Genomic DNA, 20,883 nt, shown 5'->3' on the forward strand with positions numbered 1-20,883 from the left:
GAGATGACGGCGAGCGCCGGGCGAGCTCTCTTGCGCTGTGCCCGCGGCGCGCGCCGGCCGGGGCTCAGGCGCCGTGCGGCGAGCGTTGCTCGGAGTCGCCCGTGAACGGGAATGCCTGCTGCTCGAGGGGCACCCGCCCCTTGCGCTTCTGCCGGCGCTGCGGCGCCTCGGGCTCGGCCGGCGCCGCCTCGATCCGCTCGGCGCAGCGCGGGCAGAGCGCCGGCGGAGCGTCGTCCGATTCCGGCGCGGCGGCGGGCGGCGGCGGCTCCGGCGCGGCGGCGGGCTGCGGGGGCGCGAGCGGCTCCGGCTCCTCCCGCTCGAACTCGGCGCGGCCGCGCGCGTGCTCGGCGGTGACCAGGGCCCGGAGGGCGCGGGCGGCGGCGCGGTGCTCGGCGGCGGCCCGGCGCAGGCGCGCCACGAGCTCGAGCGCCGCGCGCGTCGGCGCGTGGAAGCGGGCGCGCTCGCGGTGCGCGCAGCCGTCGTGCGCGCCGCCGCCGCTGCCGCAATCGATGCAGATCCGCTCGAGCGACGGCGGCCCTCCCGCGGCGGCGAACGCCTCGTCCGCCGCGGTGTCGTCGGGCGGGATCGCGTCGACGGGTTCCTCGTCGAGCGGCAGGTCTTCGACGACGACGGCGGCGGCGGCCTTGCGGGAGCGCATGCCTGTCGGCTAGCAGATGAATGAACGGATGTACAGTGCGGGCGCCGTGATAGCGTGCTGCCATGATCCTTCTGCTGACGCCGTTCGCGCAGAGGAGCGCGCCGACGCGGCCAGCGCGGCGCTTCCGGCGCGCGGCCTGCCTCGCGGGGGCGGCCGCGGCCTGCCTTGCGCTCGGCTGCCAGGGCATCCTCGGCATTCACGACGTCTCGCGCGACGGCGCCGGCGGCGCCATCGGCGGTGGTGACGGCGGCGCCGCGCCGGGCGAGGGCGGGGGCGGGAGCGGCGGCGGACCCGCGCAGGGCAGCGGCGGCGGGGTGCCCCAGTCCGGCTTCTCGATCGCGCTCGACCCGGCGGCCGCGCGCGTGGTGCGCGGCGGCTCGGAGGAGCTCGCGGTCACCGTGACGCGCTCGGGCGACTTCGCGGGGGATGTCGAGCTGTCGCTGTCGGATCTGCCGAGCGGGGTCACGGCGAGCCCGGTCGTGGTCCCGGGCGGCGACACCACCGGCGTGCTCACGCTGGCCGCGGAGCCGCTCGCGATCGTGGGCAGCGCCGCGCCCTCGCTCCGGGCCAGCGCGCCCGGGGAAGAGGACCAGCTGCTGCCGGTCTCGCTCCTCGTCGCCGACCCGCCGGGGACGCTCGATCAGTCGTTCGACGGCGACGGGATCGCCTCCAGCGGCACGTCTCACGAGGGGCGCGCCGTCGTCGTCCAGGACGACGGCAAGATCGTCGTCGCCGGCGTCGACGGGAACACCTGGGGGCTCGCGCGCTTCCTGCCGAGCGGCGCGCTCGATCCCGAGTTCGGCACAGGGGGCCTCGTCGTCGGGCAGGAGGGCTCGGTCAAATCGCTGGCCCTGCAGCCGGACGGGCGCATCGTGGCGGTCGGGACGCGCAGCGGCCAGCTCGCGGTCGTCCGGTTCAACGCGAGCGGCGGGCTCGACCAGGCCTTTGGCGCGAGCGGGGTCGCGACGATCGATCGCGCCTGGATCAGCGGCTCGGAGGGCTTCGACGTCGCCGTCCTGCGCGATGGCTCGATCGTCGCCGTCGGCGTCGGGAACCCGGGCAACCGCGGCATCGCCGTGAGGCTCTCTTCCACGGGCGACTTCGACCGCGGGTTCGCCGGCTCGGGCCTCTTCTCGATGGATGAGCGACCGCTGCACTCGGTCGCGATCGGCGGAGGCGATCGAATCGTCGCCGGAGGGACGGAGAGGACCGATGGCCCCACCTTCCTGGCGGCGCGGCTCGATCCCGACGGGGAGCTCGATCCGGGCTTCGGAGCTGGCGGCGTCGCCTACCTCGCGCAGACGCCGTACAACGACGCCGACCTCGCCCTCGGGAGCGACGGCAAGCCGGTCCTCGTGGGCTATGCGCTGGACGGCGTGAACGATTATGCGTTCGCGCGCTTCACCGCGGATGGCTCGGCGGACACGACGTTCGGCGGGAGCGGCATGGTGAACGCGAGCGGAGGCGGGAAGCCTTATGTGCGAGGCTACGGCGTCGCCCTCCAGGCCGACGGCAAGCTCCTCGGCGCGGTCGCGGGCGGCACCGTGAACTCGGGCATCACGGCCTCGATCCTCCGGCTCCTGCCGGACGGCACGGCGGACGCCGGGTTCGGCGCCTCGGGCGCCGTCGTGCTGGACGACTTCCCGGAGACAAACCACCTCTACGCCGTCACCGTCCAGCGCGACGGCCGCATCGTGGCCGTGGGCAAGCGATCGAGCCTGGGGCTCATGGTGGTGCGAATCTGGGATTAGCTCGCCGCGGCGCGCGCTCGGCGCTCACCCCTCCCGCAAGAGCCCGTACCGGGCGAGCTTCCGGTACAGCGTCGTCCTCGGGATCCCGAGGCTCCGCGACACCTCGCACACGTTCCAGCGGGCGAGAGCGAGCGCGGCGCGGATCCGCTCCGCCTCGGCGCCGCGGTAGTCCGCGCGCGACCGGGCCCGCGGCGCGGGCGCCGCCGCCGGCAGCTGGATGTCGGCGGGGCCGATCTCCGGGCCCGGCGCGAGCACGCACGCGCGCGAGAGGACGTTCTCGAGCTGCCTCACGTTGCCGGGCCAGCCGTACGACATGAGCCGCCGGAGCGCGCCCCGCGACAGCCGGAAGGCCGGGCGGCCCTGGCGCGCCGAGAGCTTCTCGACGATCGCCTGCGCGATCGCCGGGATGTCGTCCGGGCGCTCGCGGAGCGGCGGCAGGCGGATCTCGATGACGCTGACCCGGTAGTAGAGATCCTCGCGAAAGCGCCCCAGCGCGACCTCCTCCCGCAGATCCCGGTTCGTCGCGCAGACGACCCGCACGTCGGCGACGGGGACGCTCCGGTCCGAGCCCACCGGGCGGATCGAGCGCTCCTGGAGCGCGCGGAGCAGCTTCGCCTGCACGCCGATCGGCGTGTCCCCGAGCTCGTCGAGGAACAGCGTGCCGCCCCGCGCCGACAGGAACAGGCCGCCGTGGTCCCGGACGGCGCCGGTGAAGGCGCCCTTCACGTGGCCGAAGAGCTCCGACTCGAGCAGCGCCTCGGGCAGCGCGGCGCAGTTGACCGCCACGAACGGCCCGCCCCGCCGGGGCCCGCCCGCGTGGATGGCGCGCGCGACGAGCTCCTTGCCGGTGCCGCTCTCGCCCGTCACCGTCACCGTCACGTCGCTCTCCGCCACGCGCTCGCAGAGCGCGAGCACGGCGCGCATCGGGGCGCTCCTCCCCGCGATCTCCGGGAAGTCGCGGCGCGCGTCCGCGCGGGTCCGCTCGAGCTCGTGCGAGAGCCGCTCGATCTCGTCCGCCTGCGAGCGCATGAGCTCCGCGACCCGGCGCTGCTCCTCCTCGAGGGCCCGGGTGCGCTCCCTGAGCTCGGCCATCAGCCGGCCGTTGTGCAGCGCGACCGCGATCTGGTCCGCGAAGGCGCCGAGCAGATCCGCGTCGCCCTCCGCGAACTTGCCGCGCTGGAACCGGTTGTCGAGGTAGACGGCGCCGAGCACCGCGCCGTGCGCGCGGATCGGCACGCACACGATCGACCGGAGCCGCAGGGCGTGCACCGACGCGCTCCCGTGGAACCGCGCGTCGGCCAGCGCGTCGACCGTGAGCACCGCCTCCCCGCGCTCGACCACCCGCTTGGCGATCCCGTGGCTGAACTTGAGCTGGCTCTTGCCGACGCGCTCGCGATCGAGGTTCCGCGCGACCGCGACCTCGAGCTTGACCTTCGCTTGCCCTCCGGGGGAATCGGGGGGATTGCGCGGATCGCGTGGATCGCGTGCAGCCGACGTGAGGATCACGAACCCCCGCTCGGCGCCGGTCAGCTCGATGGCCGCGTCCATGGCGAGGCGGAGCACCTCCTCGGCGTCGAGCGTCGAGCTCAGGCGCCGGTTGATCTCGAGGAGCTTCATCACGAGCTCCATGCGGGCCGCCGGCCGCGCGGGACCGCCGCGGAGCGCGGCCCGCCGGGGGTGCCGCCAGAAGACCTCGGCGAGCTCCGCCGGGAGCGTGCTCCCGATGCGCTCCCAGCACTCGATCGCGGCCGTGCGGTGCCGCTCGGCCAGCGCCGTCGCCGCCCTCTGGCGGAGCACCTCGGCGGACACCTCCTCGTGCTTCGCGTGGAGCTCGAGCTGCGCGACCTGCGCCACGAGGCCCGCGCCCCGCTGCACCTGCTCCAGGGCCGCGCCCGGGTCGCCGAGGGCCAGCGCGAGCTCCGCGCCCGCCGTCGCGCGGCGGAGCGCGAGGTCGGCCGCGTCGATCTCCCGGAGCAGCGCCGCGGCCTCGGCCAGCCGCGCGCCGGCCGCGGCGCTGTCGCGCGCCGCGAGCGCGACCTCGGCGGCGTGGAGGGTCGCCTCGCACGCCTCGCGCTTCGAGCCGCGCGCCGCGTGGCCCGCGCGGGCCTCGTCGAGCAGCCGCGCCGCCTCGCCGAGCGCGCCGCGCGCCGCCGCGATCTCCGCGGCGAGCCCGAGCGCCGCCGCGGCGATCTCCTCGGGGACCTTCGCGCCGTCGGGCGCGCGCAGGCGCGCGAGGCCGAGCTCGGCGCGATCGAGCAGGCCGACGTCCGCGTGGATCTTGGCCAGGTTGAAGCGCAGGGTGGCCTCGGTCCGCTCCTTGGCGAAGGCGATCGCCGCCCGCAGCCCGCGCTCGTAGCAGCGCAGCGCCGCGCCCCAGTCGCCGAGCTGGTGCCGCGCCGTCCCCAGGTTCAGCGCGGCGGTCGCGAGCAGGTCCCCGAGGCCCTCGGCCTCGGCGAGGTCGAGCGCCTCCTGGAACCCGCGCGCCGCGAGGGCCGCGTCCCCGGCGCGGTAGGCGTGGAGCGCGTGGTAGCTGAGCGTGCGGGCGCGGGCGCGGGGCGAGTCCGACGCGGGCCGCAGCGCGACGGCGCGCGCGAGGCTCTGGAGGGCGCCCTCCTGGTCGCCGAGGTAGCCGAGCGCGAGGCCCAGCGTCTCGGCGAGCTCCGCCGCGGCCGAGGCGTCGCGGCCCGCCGCGAGGTCGCCGCCGCCCTCGGCCGCCGCGAGGTCGCCGCCGCCGTCGGCCGCCGCGAGCGCGCCCTGCGCCTCGCGCCGGGCCTCGTCGTAGCGGCCGAGGCGCAGCAGGCAGCGCGCCGAGAGGCTCGCGAGCCGCCCGCCCGCGGCCCCGGGCGAGAGCGCCCGCGCGCGCCCGAGCTGCCCGAGCGCGCGCTCGACCTTGCCGAGCTTCTCGCAGCAGCGCGCGGCCCGGTACGAGAGCTCGGCGACCACGTCGCGCGGCGGCCGCGCGCGCCTCGCCCGGGCGAGCAGCGACAGCGCGCGCCTCGGATCGCCGGCCGCCTCGAGCGCGGACGCGGCGGCCACGAGCGTCCGCGGCGCCGGCTGCACCGCGCAGGCGGCGTCCGCCGCGCGCACCCAGGCGCGCGGCGCCCACTCGAACATCGGCTCGGACGCGGCGAGCGCCCGCCGCGCGGCCTCGTGGTCGCCCGCGAAGACGAGCGCCCTCGCCCGGTCCGCGGCGCGCTGGCTGCGGAGCGCCGGGGCGAGCGCCGCCTCGCCCTCGCCGGCGAGGTGGGCCGCCATCGCCGCCGCGACCTCGCGCACGACGCCCGCGTCGAGCGCGGGCAGGAGCGCCCGCGCCTGCCCGGGCTGGCCGAGGCGGAACCCCTCGCCGTCGAGCCGCGCGAGCCCCGCCGCCTCGAGCGCGTCGAGGGCCGCGCGCCCCACGCCGAGCGCCGCGGCGGCCTCGGGCCCGAGCGGATCCGCCACGGCGAGCGCGGCGAGGGCGCGCGCCTCCCCGGGGGCGAGCGCGGCCGCGCGCCGGCGAAAGAGCTCCGGCGTGGTCATCGTGGTCACGAAGCGATCGAGCTCCGCCTCGCTCAGGCTGCGCTGCCCGAGCGCGGCGCAGAGCTCCTTGAGCGCGCGCGGGCGGCCGCCGCTCGCGCGGAGGAGATCCGACACGCGCGCCGCCGTGGCCAGGGGCGCCGTCCACACCCGGACCGCCGCCTCGCCGAGCGGGCCGAGCGGGAGCTCGACGACCGCGCCGCCGCCCACGTCGAGCCGCTCGGCGGAGGCGATGAGCCAGAGGAGGGCGTCGGTCGGCGCGGCCGATCGCACGAGCGCCTCGAGCAGCGCCCGGTCGTGCGGCCGCAGCCGATCGGCGTCGTCGATGGCGAGCACGAGCGGCCGGCGCGGCGCGTCGCTCGCGAGCGGCCCGCGCGGCGCGCGCGGGCCCTCGGGCGCGCCCGGGGCGTCGCCGGGCCGCCCGCGCCCGCCCGCGAGCTCGCCGCGGGCGTCGAGCAGCGCGTCGACGCCGGCCGGGAGCGCGGCGCGGCCGAGCGCGCGGATCAGCAGCGCGCGGAGCGGATCCTCGCCGCGGGGCGCGCCCTCGAAGACCGGCGCGCTGAGCTGCGCGCGCCACTTGAGCTCGCGGAACAGCCGCGATTTGCCGGCGCCCTCCTCGCCCGTGATCACCACGGCGCGCGGCCCGCGCTCGCCGCGGAGCAGCGCCGCGAGCGCCGCGCCGAACGCCTCGACCTCGCGCTCCCGGCCGACGATCTCGCCCGGCTCGCTCACGACGGCGGGCGCGCGCCGCGGCGCGCCGCCGGCGGAGAGGGCCTCCAGCACCTCGTCGACGCCGGAGGGCCGGCTGGCCGGGTCCTCCGCGGTGAGCCGCTCGGCGAGGCGGCGCAGGGCGGCGGGCGGCGCCCCGGCGAGGAGCGGGAACAGGGCCTCCAGGGTCCGCCCCACCGCGAAGAGATCCGAGCGCGCGCTCGGCGGGGCCCCCCGGAGGAGCTCGGGCGCGAAGAACCGCGCCGTGCCCGAGAGGTCTCCCGCCGCGGCGCGCATCCTCCGCGCCGCGCTGAGATCGATGAGCACGCCCGCGCCGTCGTCCCGCACGAGGACGTTCTCGGGCTTGAAGTCGCCGTGGACGATGCCCGCGCCGTGGAGCCACCCGAGCGCGTCGAGCGCGTCGAGCAGGACGGGCAGGGCCGCGTCGAGGGCGCGCCCCCGCGCGTGCTCGGCGAGCGTCCGGCCCCGGATGAGCTCCGTCGTGGCGTACGTGAGCGGCGCGCCGCCGCACGTCGTCCGGGCGAAGTCGTACGCGCGCGGCAGCCGCGGGTGAGCGCACGCCGAGAGCAGCGAGAACTCCCGCCGGAACGCCTCGGCCGCGCCCGCGGAGTCGAAGCGCAGCGCCTTCAGCGCGACGTCGCGCTCGAAGAGCCGATCGCGCGCCTCGACCACCGACCCGAGCCCGCCGCGCCCGAGCGCGCGCACGACGTCGTAGCGGCCGTCGACCACCGCGCCTGGCGCAAGGCCGTCCTGTACCATCGGTACACTATGGTACAGAATGGTACAAAGAAGGGTCCACGACGCCCGCGAAACGCAGCGGGGGGCGCGCTGGCACGGCGGTTGTACAGGACACCGTTCGACAGGATGGTGGCCTGATGCGCTGGCTCGCGGTTCTTCTCGTTGCTTGCGTCGCCGGGTGCGGGGTGAACCCGATCCCGGAGCCGCCCTCCGCGCCTGCGCTCGCCGGGGACGTGGTCGGCGCGATCTGCGACGAGTGCGACGGCGCGCCGATGGATGTCACCGGCGGGCCCGGGAGCGCGAAGGGCGCGGATCTCGTCTGGGCGGTGAACCTCGACGGGACCGGGGCGCCCGTGGTCGCGCCGGTCGAGGAGGACGGGAGCTTCGCGCTCCAGATCGACGCCTTCCGCGGGCACGAGCTGCGCCTCCAGGCGCGGCGCGGCGCGGCCCGCTCCGCGCCGGCGGATCTCGTCGCCCGGAGCGGCGTCCTCGAGCCCGCGCCCCGCCCGCTCGCCGACTGCTTCCGGGTCCAGCCGGAGCTCGCCTTGCCCGAGACCGCCGTCGGCGCCGCGTCCACCCGCGCCCTCCCGCTCGTGCACACCTGCGCCGCGCCGCTCGCGATCGACGCGATCGCCCTGCGCGCGCCGGCGCCCGGGTACCTCCTCGAGGGGGCGACGGCGCCGGTGATCCTCGAGGCCGGGGACGTGGCCGACCTCCGCGTGGTGCTCCAGCCGATCGAGGACGAGCCGCGCGAGGAGGTCCTGCTGATCGAGGTGTCTTCACCGGAGGTCTCCCGGAGGGCGGTGACGCTCTTCGTCAGCGACGCTCCCTGAGCCGGCTTGAACGCTCATCTCCTCCCGGGGCTCGAGGCGGGCCTCGAAGGGGAGGTGCATCTCCACGGATCAACCCTCTTGAAGAAAGATACGGAGACGAACATGCGAGCCTATGCCTTGTTGTTTCTTGCGGCCTCTTCGATCGTCGGACAGCTCGGGTGCGGCCCCTCGTCCGGCGGCGACCCCTCGCCCGGCGGCGGCGGGAGCTGCCCTGCTCCGGGGGATCCCGGCGTCCGTTATGTCTCTCACGATCCCGAGGAGTGCACGCTCATCGACTTCGCCTGCTCGCCGCCGGAGGAGTACTTCGGCGGCGAGTGCGGGTGCGGCTGCATCGGCCCCGGGCCGCAGGCGTGCCCGGATCCGAGCGATCCGGGCGTCCGTTATGTCTCTCACGATCCGGTGGAGTGCACGCTCATCGACTTCGCCTGCTCGCCGCCGGAGGAGTACTTCGGCGGCGAGTGCGGGTGCGGCTGCATCGACCCCGGGCCGCAGGCGTGCCCGGACCCGAGCGATCCGGGCGTCCGCTACGTGTCGGATGACATCGAGCAGTGCCACCTCATCGACTTCATCTGCGCGGAGGGACAGACGCTCTTTTACAACGACTGCGGGTGCGGCTGCATCAGCCCCGAGCCGGTCGTCTGTCCGGAGCCGGGCACCACGAACGTCGTCTATGTCTCTCACGATCCGGAAGAATGCATGCTCCTCGACGTCGCGTGCTCGCCGCCGGAGAGGCTCTTCACCAACGCGTGCGGGTGCGGCTGCATCGGCCCGGAGCTCCCTGTCGGCCACGCCCGCTGAGGCGTGAGAGCACACCCCGCCACGACGAGCTCCTCCGCTCGGTCTCGCGCCCTGCGTAGGGCTCCCTACAAACAATGAGCCTCGGCCGGCCTGCGCCCCCGCGTCGCGCTGGAGCCTCGGTGATATCGACCGCCCTGGTATGGCCGTCCACGATGTTCTACATGCGCGCACGGAGGAGGACTGCGCCGGATCGAGCGGCCCCGGTCGCCGGCGCCGAAGTTACCCAGTCGTTTTCGTCGAGGTCGGTGATACGCTCGCCCGCTGGACGCGGGGGAGGACACGACCGGGATGAGCACGAGGCCTGTCGACCAGCGCACACGGAACGTGATCGGGGTCGCGTCGGTCTTCATCGACAACTCCTTCAACGCCATGGTGTTCGCTGGCATGCACCGCGCGGCGCGGGAGCGCGGCTACGAGCTACTCATGATCTACGGGCCTCCTCGGACGGTCCTGGCGCGCGGGCTGGGCCTCGACCGGGTGGTCGGCTGGATCGCGATGTACACCATCGACGGCCTGGAGGAGCTGCTCTCCGACGGGAAGCCGGCCGTCATCTTCTGCGCGCCCCCGCTCGGCCCGCGGTACCCGATAGTCCGGGCGGAGAACCGCGAGTCGATTCACCGTGTCGTCGATCACCTCGTCGGCCTCGGCCATCGCCGGATCGCCTACATCGGCAAATCGACATCGGACGACTTCGTCGAGCGCGGCAAGGCGTTCGATGAGGCGATGAGGGCGCGCGGGCTCCCGGCGGACCTCAACCTGCTCTCCGAGTTCGACGAGTGCACGATGTTCTACACCGAGCGCCGATTGCAGGAGTTTCTCGACCGCGACGGCAAATTCTGCTCCGCGATCGTGGCGGGGAACGACGAGATGGCGATGGGCGCCATCCACGCGATCCGGGCGCACGGCTACCGCGTGCCCGAGGACATCGCGGTGGTGGGGTTCGACGACATCAGCGTCGCCCAGCACTGCGATCCGCCGCTCACCACGATGCGGCAGGACCCCGCCCTCCTCGGGAGGATCGCCGTCGAGCGGATCGTCGATCTCATCCACGGCATCCCGCCGCCAGAGCCCGTGACCCGCGGCTCGGCCGAGCTGGTGGTGCGGCGCTCGTGCGGCAGCGCCGCGTGGGGCGCCGCGCCGCCCGCGCCGGAGCTCGACGCGGCGGGCGGCGACTGGCAGCGCGGGCTGTCCCGGCAGCTGAGCCGCCTGCTCGAGCGGCCGGCGCCGTCGCCGCGCCCCCTGGTCTGGCCCGAGGCCGAGGTGATCGCGCGCGGCCTCGGCGCGGCGCTCGCCGGGGCGGAGCTCCCGGACGTGGGGACGCTCGAGCACGCCTTCGCCCCCGCGGTCGCGCACAGCGGCAGGCTCGAGGTCCTCCTCGCGGCGGTGATGCTGGTCGAGGAGGCCGCCGCGCGGCAGCTCGCCGGCGCGCCGGATCCGGACGCGGCGCGGCGAGCGCAGGCCTTCCTCGGCCGCGTGCGCCTGGCGCAGCAGCGGGCCGTCGTGGCGTCGGAGCGGAGCAGCGTGCAGAGCCTCGAGCGGCTGATCCGCGCCAACATGGAGATGAGCAGGCTCCTCGCCTCGAAGCAGGCGCGGGCCGACGAGCGCCTCGCGTGGCTGCGGCAGACCTCCGTGCGCGTTGGGTGCCTCGCGCTCTGGGCCGAAGAGCCGGGCCCGGGCGGGCGAGAGGTCGTCATCGACGGCGTGCACACCAGCGATCCGGGCGTGGCCGCGCTCGTGGGGCGCCGCGTCCCGGCCGGCCTGTTTCCGCCGCCCGAGCTGCTCGACGCCGCGCAGCCCGACGAGGCGGGCGGCTATTGCGTGATGGTCCCGATCGCGACCGCGCAGCGCGACTGGGGCACGCTGGTGCTCGGCGGGCTGCACACGGAGAGCTTCGCGGACAACCTCCAGCCGCTGGTCATGTGGGTGTCGCTCCTCGTCGCGACGTTCGAGCGCCAGGAGATCGAGATCGCGCTGCAGGCGGAGCGCGACATGCTGGCCGCCGCCTACGAGCGCGAGCGCGCGCTCGCGAGCACGGTGCGGGAGCTCGGCTGTCCCGTCATCCCCCTCTTGCCCGGGGTGCTGCTCATCTCGCTGATCGGCGCCATCGACGCGGCGAGGGCGCAGCAGATCCTCGAGGCCGTGCTCTCGGGCGTCGCGCGAGAGCGCGCGCGGTGGGTGCTGCTCGACCTGACCGGCGTGCCGCTCGTCGACGAGACGACCGCGGCGGCCCTGGTGCAGACGGCGCAGGCGACACGGCTGCTCGGAGCCCGCGTGAGCCTCGTCGGCGTGGGGCCCACGATGGCGCAGCGCATGGTCAGCCTCGGGATCGAGCTGCGCGGCATCGCCATCTTCCAGTCGCTCGCCGCCGCGATCCGCCAGCTGACCCGGGCGGGCGGGTGACCGGGCGGGCGGGGCCGTGCTGCCGGGCGTCGCCGGCGAAGATGCCGTGTTTTGCCGCGCGGCGCATGGTATCTCTCGGCGACGGTTCATCGGGGGGTGAGAGCGGGTCGAGATGGGGAATAGCGTGCGCGGCGATCATGCATTCACGGCCGAGAGCCTCGTCGGCGCGTCGTTCGAGCTGACCTACGCGGGCGCGCTGTCGTTCCTGCGCCGGAAGTACTCGCGCGATCTGACGGGCGTGGACGTCGCGGTGACGGGGCTGCCGCTCGACACGGCGACGACGAACCGGCCCGGCGCGCGCTTCGGCCCGCGGGCCGTGCGGGAGGCGTCGGCCCTGCTCTCGTTTGAAGGCCGCCCTTACGGCTGCGCGGTCAGCCCGCTCGATCAGCTGGCGATCGTCGACTACGGCGACTGCCAGTGGGATTTCGGCAGGCCGCTCGAGGTGCCTGCCGCGATCGAGGCGCACATCGCGGGCATCCTCCGCGGCGGGGCCGCGCCGCTGTCGATCGGCGGCGACCACTTCGTCACGCTGCCGGCGCTGAGGGCGGTCGCCAAGCAGCACGGCACGCTCTCGCTGATCCACTTCGACGCCCACTCGGACACGTGGAGCGTCGGCGACGACGAGGGGAGGATCGATCACGGCACGATGTTCCTCCACGCCGCGCGGGAAGGCATCGTCGATCCGGCCCGCTCGGCGCAGATCGGGATCCGCACCTTCAATCCGGACACGCACGGATTCCAGATCCTCGACGCGCCCTGGGTGCACCGGAACGGCGCCGCGGCCGTGGCCCAGCGCGTGCTGGAGCTGGTCGAGGGGCGCAAGGTCTATGTCACGTTCGACGTGGACTGCCTCGATCCCAGCTTCGCGCCGGGCACCGGCACGCCCGTCTGCGGTGGGCTCAGCACCGCGACCGCCATCGAGATCCTGCGCGGGATAGCGGGCGTGGACATCGTCGGCGCGGACGTCGTCGAGGTCGCGCCCGCCTATGACACGGCGGGGATCACCGCGCTGGCCGGGGCGACCATCGCCTACGAGCACCTCGCCCTCTACGCGAGCCGGCCGGGCGCCCCCGCGGCGCGCGCCCGCACCGACGCGTCACGCGCCAGGTAGCGCCGCCGTGGTCGCGCCCTCTCCGGGAGTCGCCGAGCTGCCAGGTTTGCAAACACCGATCTCAGGATTGAAAGACCGCGAGCGCCGTCCGCGAGCAGGATCCCGCGAAACGCGCATGGACGGACCTGGCCCGCATCCTGCTAGTGTGGACAGAGCAGAGCGCCTGTGACGGCTTCCCCCCCCCGCCGTCGAGCAGGCGCTCTGTTTTTTTTGCCCCGCCGGACGATGGCAGGTGATCGAGCAGGAAGGCGGGGAGGTGGGAGGAACGAGCGACGACCTGCGGTCGCTCGCCCGCCGCGCGGCGGCTCGCGTCACTCGATCAGGAGATCGGCCGCGGCGAGCGCGACGGCCTGGGTCAGCCGCCGCATGTAGTCCCAGTTGAGCCGATCCACCGTGTCGCAGCGCGCGTGGTAGCAGGGATTGCCGTCGTCGCCGAAGAAGTTCTGCGACACGGCCACGGAGGGCGTGCCGTAGCGCCAGAACGCCGCGTGATCGCTGCGGTTCGTGCACGCGTCCACCCGGGTCAGGCGGAGCTCGCCACGCGCGGCGGCCGACTCGACCAGGGCGGCGAGCTCGGACGACGTGTTCTCGTTGCAGTGGATGACGTGATAGCGCCCGTCGTCGTTGGAGTCGTATCCGGTCATCTCGAGATCCAGGACGCCGACCACCTGGTCGAGCTGCCCGTTCCGGTCGAGCATGCTCGCGTAGGCCTTCGAGCCGAGGAGGCCGGTCTCTTCTTGATCGAAGGCGACGACGCGGAGGCCGATGCTCAGGCGCGCGTCCTTGAGCGCGCGGGCGATGGCGAGCGACGACACGACGCCCGAGCCGTCGTCGTCGGCGCCCGCGTTGCTGACCGAGTCGTAGTGGGCCGAGAGGATGAGGACGCGCGACGGATCGGCCCCGGGCTTGTCCGCCGTCACGTTGACGCCCTGGCTCCAGCCGCTTCGATAGGGGTGCTCTTGCACGGTGAACCCCAGCGCCTCGTACTGCTGGCGCAGCCAGGCGCGGGCCAGGGATCGCCCGTTCTCGGAGCCGCGCTCGCGGAGGGTGACCGTCCGGCCGCCGAGGGTCACGGGCACGGCGCCGGAGAGCTCTTTGAGGCGCGCCTGGAGGAACTCGGCGTCGATGCGGACGTCGGCGGCGTCGCCCTCGAACGCCGCGCGCCTCCCGGCCGGCGCGGGGGCCCCCTGTCGGCCGCGCGCGCCCGACAGCACCACTTCGGTCTCCGCGATCGGCTCGGCGTGGTAGCGGTGCGAGCCGAGCCAGTCATGGGGCTCCAGGCCAGCGGGGACGGCGACAACGGCGATCCCGCCGACGCGCGCGCGTTCGCCCGGGAGGGGCGCGGCGGGCAGCGGCCCTTCGACGAGGTGCAGCGAGGCGCCGGGCTCTTCCCCGAGCGCGACGCTCTGCCGGGCGCCATCGACGGTGGCGCGGGTCACAACGACCTGGCCATCTGTCGTGGCGAGGCGGTTCAAGAACGTCGTGACGGTGTCCTTGCCCACGAGCGAGACGTGGAACTGTTCAGCTGCAGGCGCGCTCGGATCTCCGGCAGCGCACGAGGCCGAGACCAGCCCGAGGACGGCACATCCAGCGGCAGTGGCCCAGGAGCGATTGCGGCGTGTAGCCATGGTGTCTTCCCCTTTTGCGGCCACCCTACGGATCTCATCTCAAGAAACCAAGAACTATCTCGCGATGAGGTCGACGCTGACTCACGTCGCCTCGGATGCATGGCAGGATACAAACGCGCTTGGCCGAGATACGGAGTCACGGCTCAGCTCGTTGGGCCGGAGGACGTGCGTGCCGGAGGACCTGCATGGAAGAGGCCGGCCATCGGCTCGGCGCAGGCGGACGGCACGGGGCTCCGTGTTACGGATCTCGGATTCACGAGAGACGCTGAGTGGAGAGGGAATCCGAAACGAACGTTTCGGAAACGTCAAACCCAGCTGCGCGACCTACCCGCGTTGACAGCGCCACCCCTCGGCGCGCTCCGTCCCTCCTGGAAGTGTGACTTGCGTCAGTAGTTCATCCACGGGTTGAAGTAGCGGTCTTCGTTTTGCAGTCTGCGGGGAACAGCTGCGCCGCGATTTCGCGTGCGCCTCGGCAAGCCGGTCCTCGAGCCGGCCCACGATGAAGCTCGGGATCCTGCTTGCGGCCGAGAGCGCCTTCTGCAGCCACTGGCAGGGATGCTCGGAGCGGATTCCGGCGAGCGCTCGGCGCCCTCTCGCCTCGAGGAATGAAGCGAGATCGGGCGACAGAATCTCGGCGACCGGCTTGACGCGCGCGACGGGCGAGGGTCTAATGGCAGGTGGCGTTCCCGTCAATCAATCATGATAGCTCCAACGGAACGCGGAGGCGGCGCGTCACCTGAAGCGAGGGTAAGGCGAATGAGGACCCAGAACGACGAAGTTGTCATCAATATTTTTGAATACACGTCATTGGAGCAGGTGTTGGCTGCGCGGGAGCCGCGCGAGTCATATGAAGGCTTGAGACATCGCCTGACAGACGGTTACACGAACGAGGGGATGATCAAGCGGCTGGACCTCCTCGGATTTACTGAAGAATTCGTGGCCGGGATGGACGAGGCTGCGCGGGAACGACGGGGCGTGCTTCGCGAGGAGGAGGAGAAGGAACGATCTAAGTCGCTCCTTCAGCGCGCGGTTGAAGGCAAATGTATTGTTTCCTGAAGACGGTGAGAGCGCGGTAGAGCACTAGGGCGCGCCTATCTTCGGCGCCGCGGCCCCCCCCGGCGCCTCCGAGCCCGCGTCCGCCGCCGCAGCCTCCGCCGGCGCCGCGATCGCCCCCGCCGCCCCGGCCGGGGCGCCGTCGCGCAGCGCGAGCTGACCGCGGCGGCAGGTGTCGATGGCGGACGCCAGGATCCGCATCGCCTCCTGGGGCGCGTGGAACCCGGACGAGTTCTCGGCCTCGGCGAAGTCGACGAAGAACTGGCACTTCCGCTGCGCCGCGCGCGCCTCCGCGAGCGCCTCGTCCGTCGCGCCCGCCTCCTTCGCGCGCCGGATGTCGCCGATCAGCGCGGTCACGGCGTCCATCGCGCGATCGCGCGTCTCGGCGTGGCGCCCCTGGATCGTCTCCACGCGCTGCCGGAGCTCGTCCTCGGGCCACTTGTGGCACGTCTGGCACGCCCGGTTGATGTTGAGCAGCGGGCTCTGGATGTGGTGATCGCTGACCTTCGCCGCCCCCACCCGCTGGTACGGCATGTGGCAGTCCGCGCAGGCGACGCCGGAGCGGGCGTGCACGCCCTGATTCCACATCTCGAACTCCGGGTGCTGCGCCTTCAGCACCTTCGCGCCCGACTCCGCGTGCGTCCAGTCCGCGTGGCCCGTCTCCTCGTAATAGGCGTAGATCTCGTCGACCTTGATGCCCTTCGCCCACGGGTACACGAGGCGCTTCTCCGGACCCTTGAAGTAATACTCCACGTGGCACTGGCCGCAGACGTACGAGCGCATCTCCTGGCGCGTGGCCATCGTGTTGACGTCGTAGTCCTTCTCGCCCATCGACGCCTTGAGCGCGCGGATGCCCTCGAGGAACCCGGGCCGCGTCACCCGGAGCTGCATCGACTCCGGGTCGTGGCAGTCGATGCAGGACACCGGGTGCGTCACGAGCTTGCGCGCCTCGGGGAACGGCATCTGGTTCATCGCCTCCCACCCGCGCATGAGGTCGCCGCCGCCGAGCTTCTTGTACGGCACGTACACGGACGCGTGGCAATGGATGCAGGTGCCCGGCTGCTTCGTCGCGATCTGCCGCTCCGTGTACACCTGGTCCTCGAGCATGTAAGCGTGCCCGCGCTCCTCGCGGAAGTCCCGCGCGAAGGCGTATCCGGCCCACATCGTCTTCAGACGCCCGTCCTCCTCGAGCTTCGACTGCGCGACGACGCTGCGCGGATCGGCCTCGGTCGGCGTGCGCGGAACGGCCTCGCTCCCGCCGTAGCGCGTCCGCTTCTGGTCGGCCGTGCGCCGGTAGCCGTCGTACTGGATGGGGAAATTCTTCCCCCAGACCGCGGGGTCGTCCATCGTGTCGTCAAGCTCGACGACGCGATAGAACGGGCTCTTCGCTTCCTGCTTGTGCTCGAAGATGTTCACGAGCAGCGCCGCGATCCCCGCGGTCGCGGCCGCCGCCGCGACCGCGATGAGCGGCAGGTAGCGCCGGAGCGCCGGCTCCTTCGGGCGCTCGGTCGTGGATCCTTCGTCCTTGGGCTCCGTCATCGTCTCCATCCCTCGAGCGGCGGGCGCGCCTCAGTGCAGGTGGCCCACCGATTCATGGCAGCGCACGCACGACAGCCGGGGCGCGCCGCGGTGCTCGCTGTCGATCGCATGCACGACGTCGCCGTGACACCCGCGACACGCCTCCTCCGTGATGCGCAGATTGCCGGGCTTGATCCGGATCGGGTCCGGGAAGCGGCCCGTGGTGAAGGCGAAGGAGTGCCAGAACCCGTTCGACGCCTTTGTGGCGTATTTACCCAGGAACGTGTGGGGCGCATGACAGTCGTTGCATCCTGCCACAGCGCGGTGGCTGGAGCGCTGCCACCCGTCGAACTGCTCGTTCATGATATGGCAGTTGGCGCACGCCGACGGATCGTTCTGCAGGTACGAGGCGCCCTTCGCGTAGAGGAACGTGTAGCCGCCGAGCCCGACGGCCGCGCCGAGCGCGACGCAAAGCGCGAGCGGCAAGCCCCATGAGAGGATGCCGCGCGCGCGGCGCGCTCTCCCGCGGACGGGCGCCATCGGCGGTTCACCGCGCTGTTGCTCCTCGGCCACGGGCCCCGGCGGATCGCTCATCGGTCGCGACGCCGGTTTGCAAGGCAGGTGCCACCGCGCCGCAGGGCGGTGATCGACAGGCCCGGTGGCAGCCCACCGGCGCGGCGGGCGACGCACGGACTCGACATGACGGCTTGCCGCGGCCCCGGGATCGGCTCGGTGAGGCGGCACCGCGTGTGACGAACCTGCAAGCCGTGCGCCGAGGCGCAGATTCCGCGCCGGCGTGGGACGGCTGTTCCCGCCGCGGCCCGGCTGCGCTAGGGACCCGCGAAGGAGACGCCCCGTGCACACCTTGCGCGACCCGCAGCCCGCCGTCGCCCCGCGCGAGCCGCAGCCCGCCGCCGGACTCCCTCCGGCGAACCGCCGACTCCGCCTCCCGGACTTCACGCTCGGCGGCGCGCTCACGGCCGAGCAGCGAGATTTCCTCGACACCCACGGGTTCATTCGCTTCCGAGGCTTCGCCGGCCGCGACGCGGTGCGCTCGCTCGTCGAGGAGGTGGAGGCCATCGATCGCCGGCTCGTCGGGGAGGGGAGGACGCACATCAACGGCGTCCCGCTGATCCTCGGCACGAGGAAGGACGGGTCGCGCTACATCCAGCGCATGGTGTTCGCGTCGCTCTTCGGCGAGCGCCTGCGCGCGTTCCTGCGCGATCCTCGCTTCGGCGCCATCCTCGATGTGGCCGGGCCCGGCTACCGGATCGCCGAGCGGGAGCGCGACGGGCTCGTGATCAACCATTATCGCCGCGAGGAGGGCTCGACGTACCAGCGCCTCGGCTGGCACACGGACAGCCTGCGCGACGTGTTCTATCTCGAGCGGCCGCGCCGTTACCTCAACGTCGGCTTCTATCTCGACGACTCCCCCCTCTCGAAGGGCGGCGTGCGGCTGATCCCCTCGTCGCACCGCCAGGGCCTCTTCCGGATGGTCACCCGCAAGGCGTATTTCGTCGACCACCGGCCCGACCCGGACGAGTACGCGCTCGAGGCGGAGGCGGGAGACCTCACGATCCACGACGGCCGGATCTGGCACCGCGTCGCGCAGGCCACGGCCACGGGCGACGCGAGCCAGCGGCGGGTGATGTACCTGCCGCTCATGTGCGGCCCGCTCAAGGAGAAGCACGAGAACAGCCCCACGCCGCTGTATTTCCGGTTGAAGCGGCTCGCGGGGTACTGAGCGCCTCGATGTCGATCGCGATCGAGGAGGCGAGCAGCGCCGCGGATCTGGCCGACATCCTCGATCTGCCGCTGCGCCTGCACGCGGCCGATCCGGGCTACGTGCCGCCCCTCCGCCCGCTCGTCCTCCGGCGGCTCGACCCCGAGAACCCCTTCTTCCGCGAGGCGAGCCTCCGCCTGTTCCGGGCGCGGCGCGGGCGCGAGACGGTCGGGAGCATCTCGCTCCTCGTCGACGGGCGCCACGACCGCCACAGCGGCGAGCGCACGGCGTTCTTCGGCTTCTTCGAGTGCGAGCGCGATCCCGAGGCGGCGCGGGCGCTCTTCGGCGCGGTGCGCGAGCGCGCGCGGGCGCTCGGCGCGACGTCGCTGCGGGGCCCGCGCAACGTGACGCGCGTGGAGGACATCGGGCTGCTCGTCGAGGGGTACGGCTCCCGGCCGCCGATGCTCGCCGGCCATCACCCGCCGTATTACCGCGAGCTCGTCGAGGCCGAGGGGTTCTCGAAGCGCTACGACATGCTCGCCTACGACACCCCGCTCTTCGACGCCGCGGGGCGCCGCCGCGAGCTCCCCGAGCCCCTGCGCCGGAAGGCCGCGGCGGTGAGCATCCCTGGCCTCGAGGTGCGCCACGCGGCGGTCCATCGCATCTCGCGCGACATGGAGATCGTCCACGCGGTCTTCACCGAGGCGTACCGCGGCGTGCCGGAGGTCGTCCCCATGTCGCGCGCCGAGTTCGTGAACCTGGGGCGCGCGTTCGCGCTGCTCTCGAACCCGCGCCTCTTGCAGATCGCGACCGTGCGCGGCGCGCCCGCGGCGTTCGCGGTGTGCCTCCCCGATCTGAACGAGGCGCTCGCGGCGGCGCGCGGGCGGCTCCTGCCGCTCGGGTGGGCGCGCGCCGCCTGGGCGCTCCGCCGCGTCCGGACGGCGAGCTTCAAGCTGATCGGCGTGGTGCCGGCGTTCCGGTCGACGGGCCTGTACGCGCTCCTCGTGCAGCACGTGGTGGACGGCCTGCGGGCGGCCGGGTACGAGCGGCTCGAGGCCTCGTTGATCCACGAGGACAACGCGCCGATGCGGCACATCGTGGAGTCGGCCGGGTGCTCCGTCTACCGGCGCTACCGCGTCTACGAGGGCCCGCTCTGAGGGAGAGGTGATATGACGACAGCTGCCCCGCAACGGAACACGCCGTTCACGCCCTACCAGCGGCGGCTGTTCTGGTTCCTCAGCGTGGCCTCGTTCTTCGAGGGCTACGACTACCTGGCGCTCACGCAGATCTTGCCGAACATCGGCGCGGAGATGGGCCTCGCGGCCCGCCACGAGGGGCTGCTCGTCGGGTTCATCAACGCGGGGACGATGATCGCGTACCTGCTCGTGCGCAAGGCGGACGAGTGGGGCCGGCGGCGGGTGCTCACGATCACGATCCTGGGCTACACGCTCTTCTCGGTGCTCACGGGGTTTGCGCCGAACGTCTATGTCTTTGCGGTCTTCCAGCTCCTCGCGCGCATCTTCCTCCTCGGCGAGTGGGCGGTCAGCATGGTGTACGCGGCCGAGGAGTACCCGAGCGACCGGCGCGGGATGGTGATCGGCGTCATCCAGGCGTTCTCGAGCCTGGGCTCCATCGTGTGCGCCGGGGTGGTGCCGCTGCTCCTCTCGACCTCGTACGGCTGGCGCAGCGTCTATTTCGTCGGCGGCATCCCGCTCCTCGTCATGGCGGTGGCCCGGCGCGGGCTGCGCGAGACCGCGCGGTTCGAGCACGCGGCCGCCGCGCGGGAGGCGGAGGGCGCGCAGCCGTTCATGCGCATCTGGCGCTCGCCCTACCGCGGGCGGATGCTGCAGCTCGCCCTCATCTGGGGGCTGACGTACGTTTGCACGCAGAACGCGGTGACGTTCTGGAAGACGTTCGCGCTCCGGGAGCGCGGGTTCACCGACGCCGAGGTGGGCGCCAGCATCACCTTCGCCGCGCTGGTCTCGATGCCGCTCATCTTCGCGTCGGGCAAGCTGCTCGACGTGATGGGCCGCCGCGCGGGCGCGGTGATCATCTATCTGCTGGCGGCGGTCGGCGTGCTCGGCGCTTACTCCCTGGGCTCGCGCGCCGGGCTCACGGTCGCGCTTGTCTTCGCCATCTTCGGCGCGAGCGGCGTGCTCCCCGTGCTCAACGCGTACAACGCCGAGCTCTTCCCGACGCACCTCCGGGGCGACGCGCTCGCCTGGTCCAACAACCTGCTCGGCCGGATCGGCTACATCCTCTCTCCGGTCGGCGTGGGCGTCGCCGCAGAGCGGATGGGCTGGGGACCGGCGGTGTCCGCGACGGCGATCTTCCCGGTGCTCGCGCTGGCGCTCATCCTGTGGCTCCTGCCCGAGACGCGCGGCAAGGAGCTCGAGGAGACGGCGCGGGTGTAGCCGCGGCCGCGGG

General features: G+C 73.5%; 14 protein-coding genes. 9 read left to right on the top strand and 5 right to left on the bottom strand.

From position 1 onward, the window contains the following. Window positions 1-64 precede the first annotated feature (64 nt). The gene (locus NQZ70_RS09595) at window positions 65-658 is read right to left on the bottom strand and encodes a hypothetical protein (RefSeq protein ID WP_129573951.1); all 594 of its coding nucleotides are present in this window, start codon (window positions 656-658) and stop codon (window positions 65-67) included. A gap of 62 nt (window positions 659-720) precedes the next feature. Here NQZ70_RS09595 and NQZ70_RS09600 point away from each other — a divergent pair, with 62 nt between their 5' ends. Next, window positions 721-2,409 carry a hypothetical protein gene (locus NQZ70_RS09600; protein ID WP_129573952.1) on the top strand — a complete coding sequence of 563 codons (1,689 nt, stop codon included), beginning with the start codon at window positions 721-723 and terminating at the stop codon, window positions 2,407-2,409. 24 nt (window positions 2,410-2,433) lie between these two features. Here NQZ70_RS09600 and NQZ70_RS09605 read toward each other — a convergent pair whose 3' ends face one another. After that, window positions 2,434-7,413: a sigma 54-interacting transcriptional regulator gene (locus NQZ70_RS09605; RefSeq protein WP_129573953.1), complete on the bottom strand. Its 4,980-nt coding sequence runs from the start codon at window positions 7,411-7,413 to the stop codon at window positions 2,434-2,436. 116 nt (window positions 7,414-7,529) lie between these two features. Between NQZ70_RS09605 and NQZ70_RS09610 the strand changes: the two genes are divergently transcribed. The 4 genes from NQZ70_RS09610 to speB all read left to right on the top strand — a co-directional run bounded on the left by NQZ70_RS09610 (window position 7,530) and on the right by speB (window position 12,534). Continuing rightward, window positions 7,530-8,225 (top strand): hypothetical protein, encoded by a 696-nt coding sequence (locus NQZ70_RS09610; protein WP_165373875.1) that lies wholly within the window; start codon window positions 7,530-7,532, stop codon window positions 8,223-8,225. 78 nt (window positions 8,226-8,303) lie between these two features. Beyond that, window positions 8,304-9,023 (top strand): hypothetical protein, encoded by a 720-nt coding sequence (locus NQZ70_RS09615; RefSeq protein ID WP_237245178.1) that lies wholly within the window; start codon window positions 8,304-8,306, stop codon window positions 9,021-9,023. A 288-nt stretch (window positions 9,024-9,311) separates the two neighbouring features. Beyond that, window positions 9,312-11,423: a substrate-binding domain-containing protein gene (locus NQZ70_RS09620; protein WP_129573954.1), complete on the top strand. Its 2,112-nt coding sequence runs from the start codon at window positions 9,312-9,314 to the stop codon at window positions 11,421-11,423. Window positions 11,424-11,535: 112 nt separating this feature from the next. After that, complete coding sequence (gene speB / locus NQZ70_RS09625; RefSeq protein ID WP_129573955.1) at window positions 11,536-12,534, top strand: agmatinase; 999 nt, start codon at window positions 11,536-11,538, stop codon at window positions 12,532-12,534. A 311-nt stretch (window positions 12,535-12,845) separates the two neighbouring features. Here the strand turns inward: speB and NQZ70_RS09630 are convergent, their stop codons facing one another. Continuing rightward, a complete protein-coding gene (locus NQZ70_RS09630; protein WP_129573956.1) occupies window positions 12,846-14,162 on the bottom strand; it encodes a M28 family metallopeptidase in 1,317 nt (438 codons plus the stop codon). Window positions 14,163-14,918: 756 nt separating this feature from the next. On the opposite strand from NQZ70_RS09630, the gene NQZ70_RS09635 reads away from it, so the two are divergent. Then, window positions 14,919-15,218, top strand: coding sequence for a hypothetical protein (locus NQZ70_RS09635; RefSeq protein WP_129573957.1), 300 nt, complete (start codon window positions 14,919-14,921; stop codon window positions 15,216-15,218). Between the two features lie 24 nt (window positions 15,219-15,242). Here the strand turns inward: NQZ70_RS09635 and NQZ70_RS09640 are convergent, their stop codons facing one another. Together NQZ70_RS09640 and nrfH are read right to left on the bottom strand one after the other, a co-directional pair. Continuing rightward, a complete protein-coding gene (locus tag NQZ70_RS09640; RefSeq protein WP_237245179.1) occupies window positions 15,243-16,754 on the bottom strand; it encodes an ammonia-forming cytochrome c nitrite reductase subunit c552 in 1,512 nt (503 codons plus the stop codon). A gap of 30 nt (window positions 16,755-16,784) precedes the next feature. Beyond that, window positions 16,785-17,273, bottom strand: a complete 489-nt coding sequence (nrfH, locus tag NQZ70_RS09645; RefSeq protein WP_129581254.1) for a cytochrome c nitrite reductase small subunit — start codon at window positions 17,271-17,273, stop codon at window positions 16,785-16,787. 316 nt (window positions 17,274-17,589) lie between these two features. On the opposite strand from nrfH, the gene NQZ70_RS09650 reads away from it, so the two are divergent. Genes NQZ70_RS09650 through NQZ70_RS09660 form a run of 3 tightly spaced genes read left to right on the top strand, consistent with a single transcriptional unit; the run spans window position 17,590 to window position 20,870 of the window. Further along, window positions 17,590-18,477: a phytanoyl-CoA dioxygenase family protein gene (locus NQZ70_RS09650; RefSeq protein WP_165373876.1), complete on the top strand. Its 888-nt coding sequence runs from the start codon at window positions 17,590-17,592 to the stop codon at window positions 18,475-18,477. A gap of 8 nt (window positions 18,478-18,485) precedes the next feature. Next, a complete protein-coding gene (locus NQZ70_RS09655; protein WP_129573959.1) occupies window positions 18,486-19,613 on the top strand; it encodes a hypothetical protein in 1,128 nt (375 codons plus the stop codon). A 12-nt stretch (window positions 19,614-19,625) separates the two neighbouring features. Beyond that, window positions 19,626-20,870 carry an MFS transporter gene (locus NQZ70_RS09660; RefSeq protein WP_129573960.1) on the top strand — a complete coding sequence of 415 codons (1,245 nt, stop codon included), beginning with the start codon at window positions 19,626-19,628 and terminating at the stop codon, window positions 20,868-20,870. The last annotated feature ends 13 nt before the right edge of the window (window positions 20,871-20,883 follow it).

It is taken from the genome of Sorangium sp. So ce836 (genome assembly GCF_028553905.1).
Lineage (GTDB): Bacteria > Myxococcota_A > Polyangia > Polyangiales > Polyangiaceae > Sorangium > Sorangium cellulosum_D.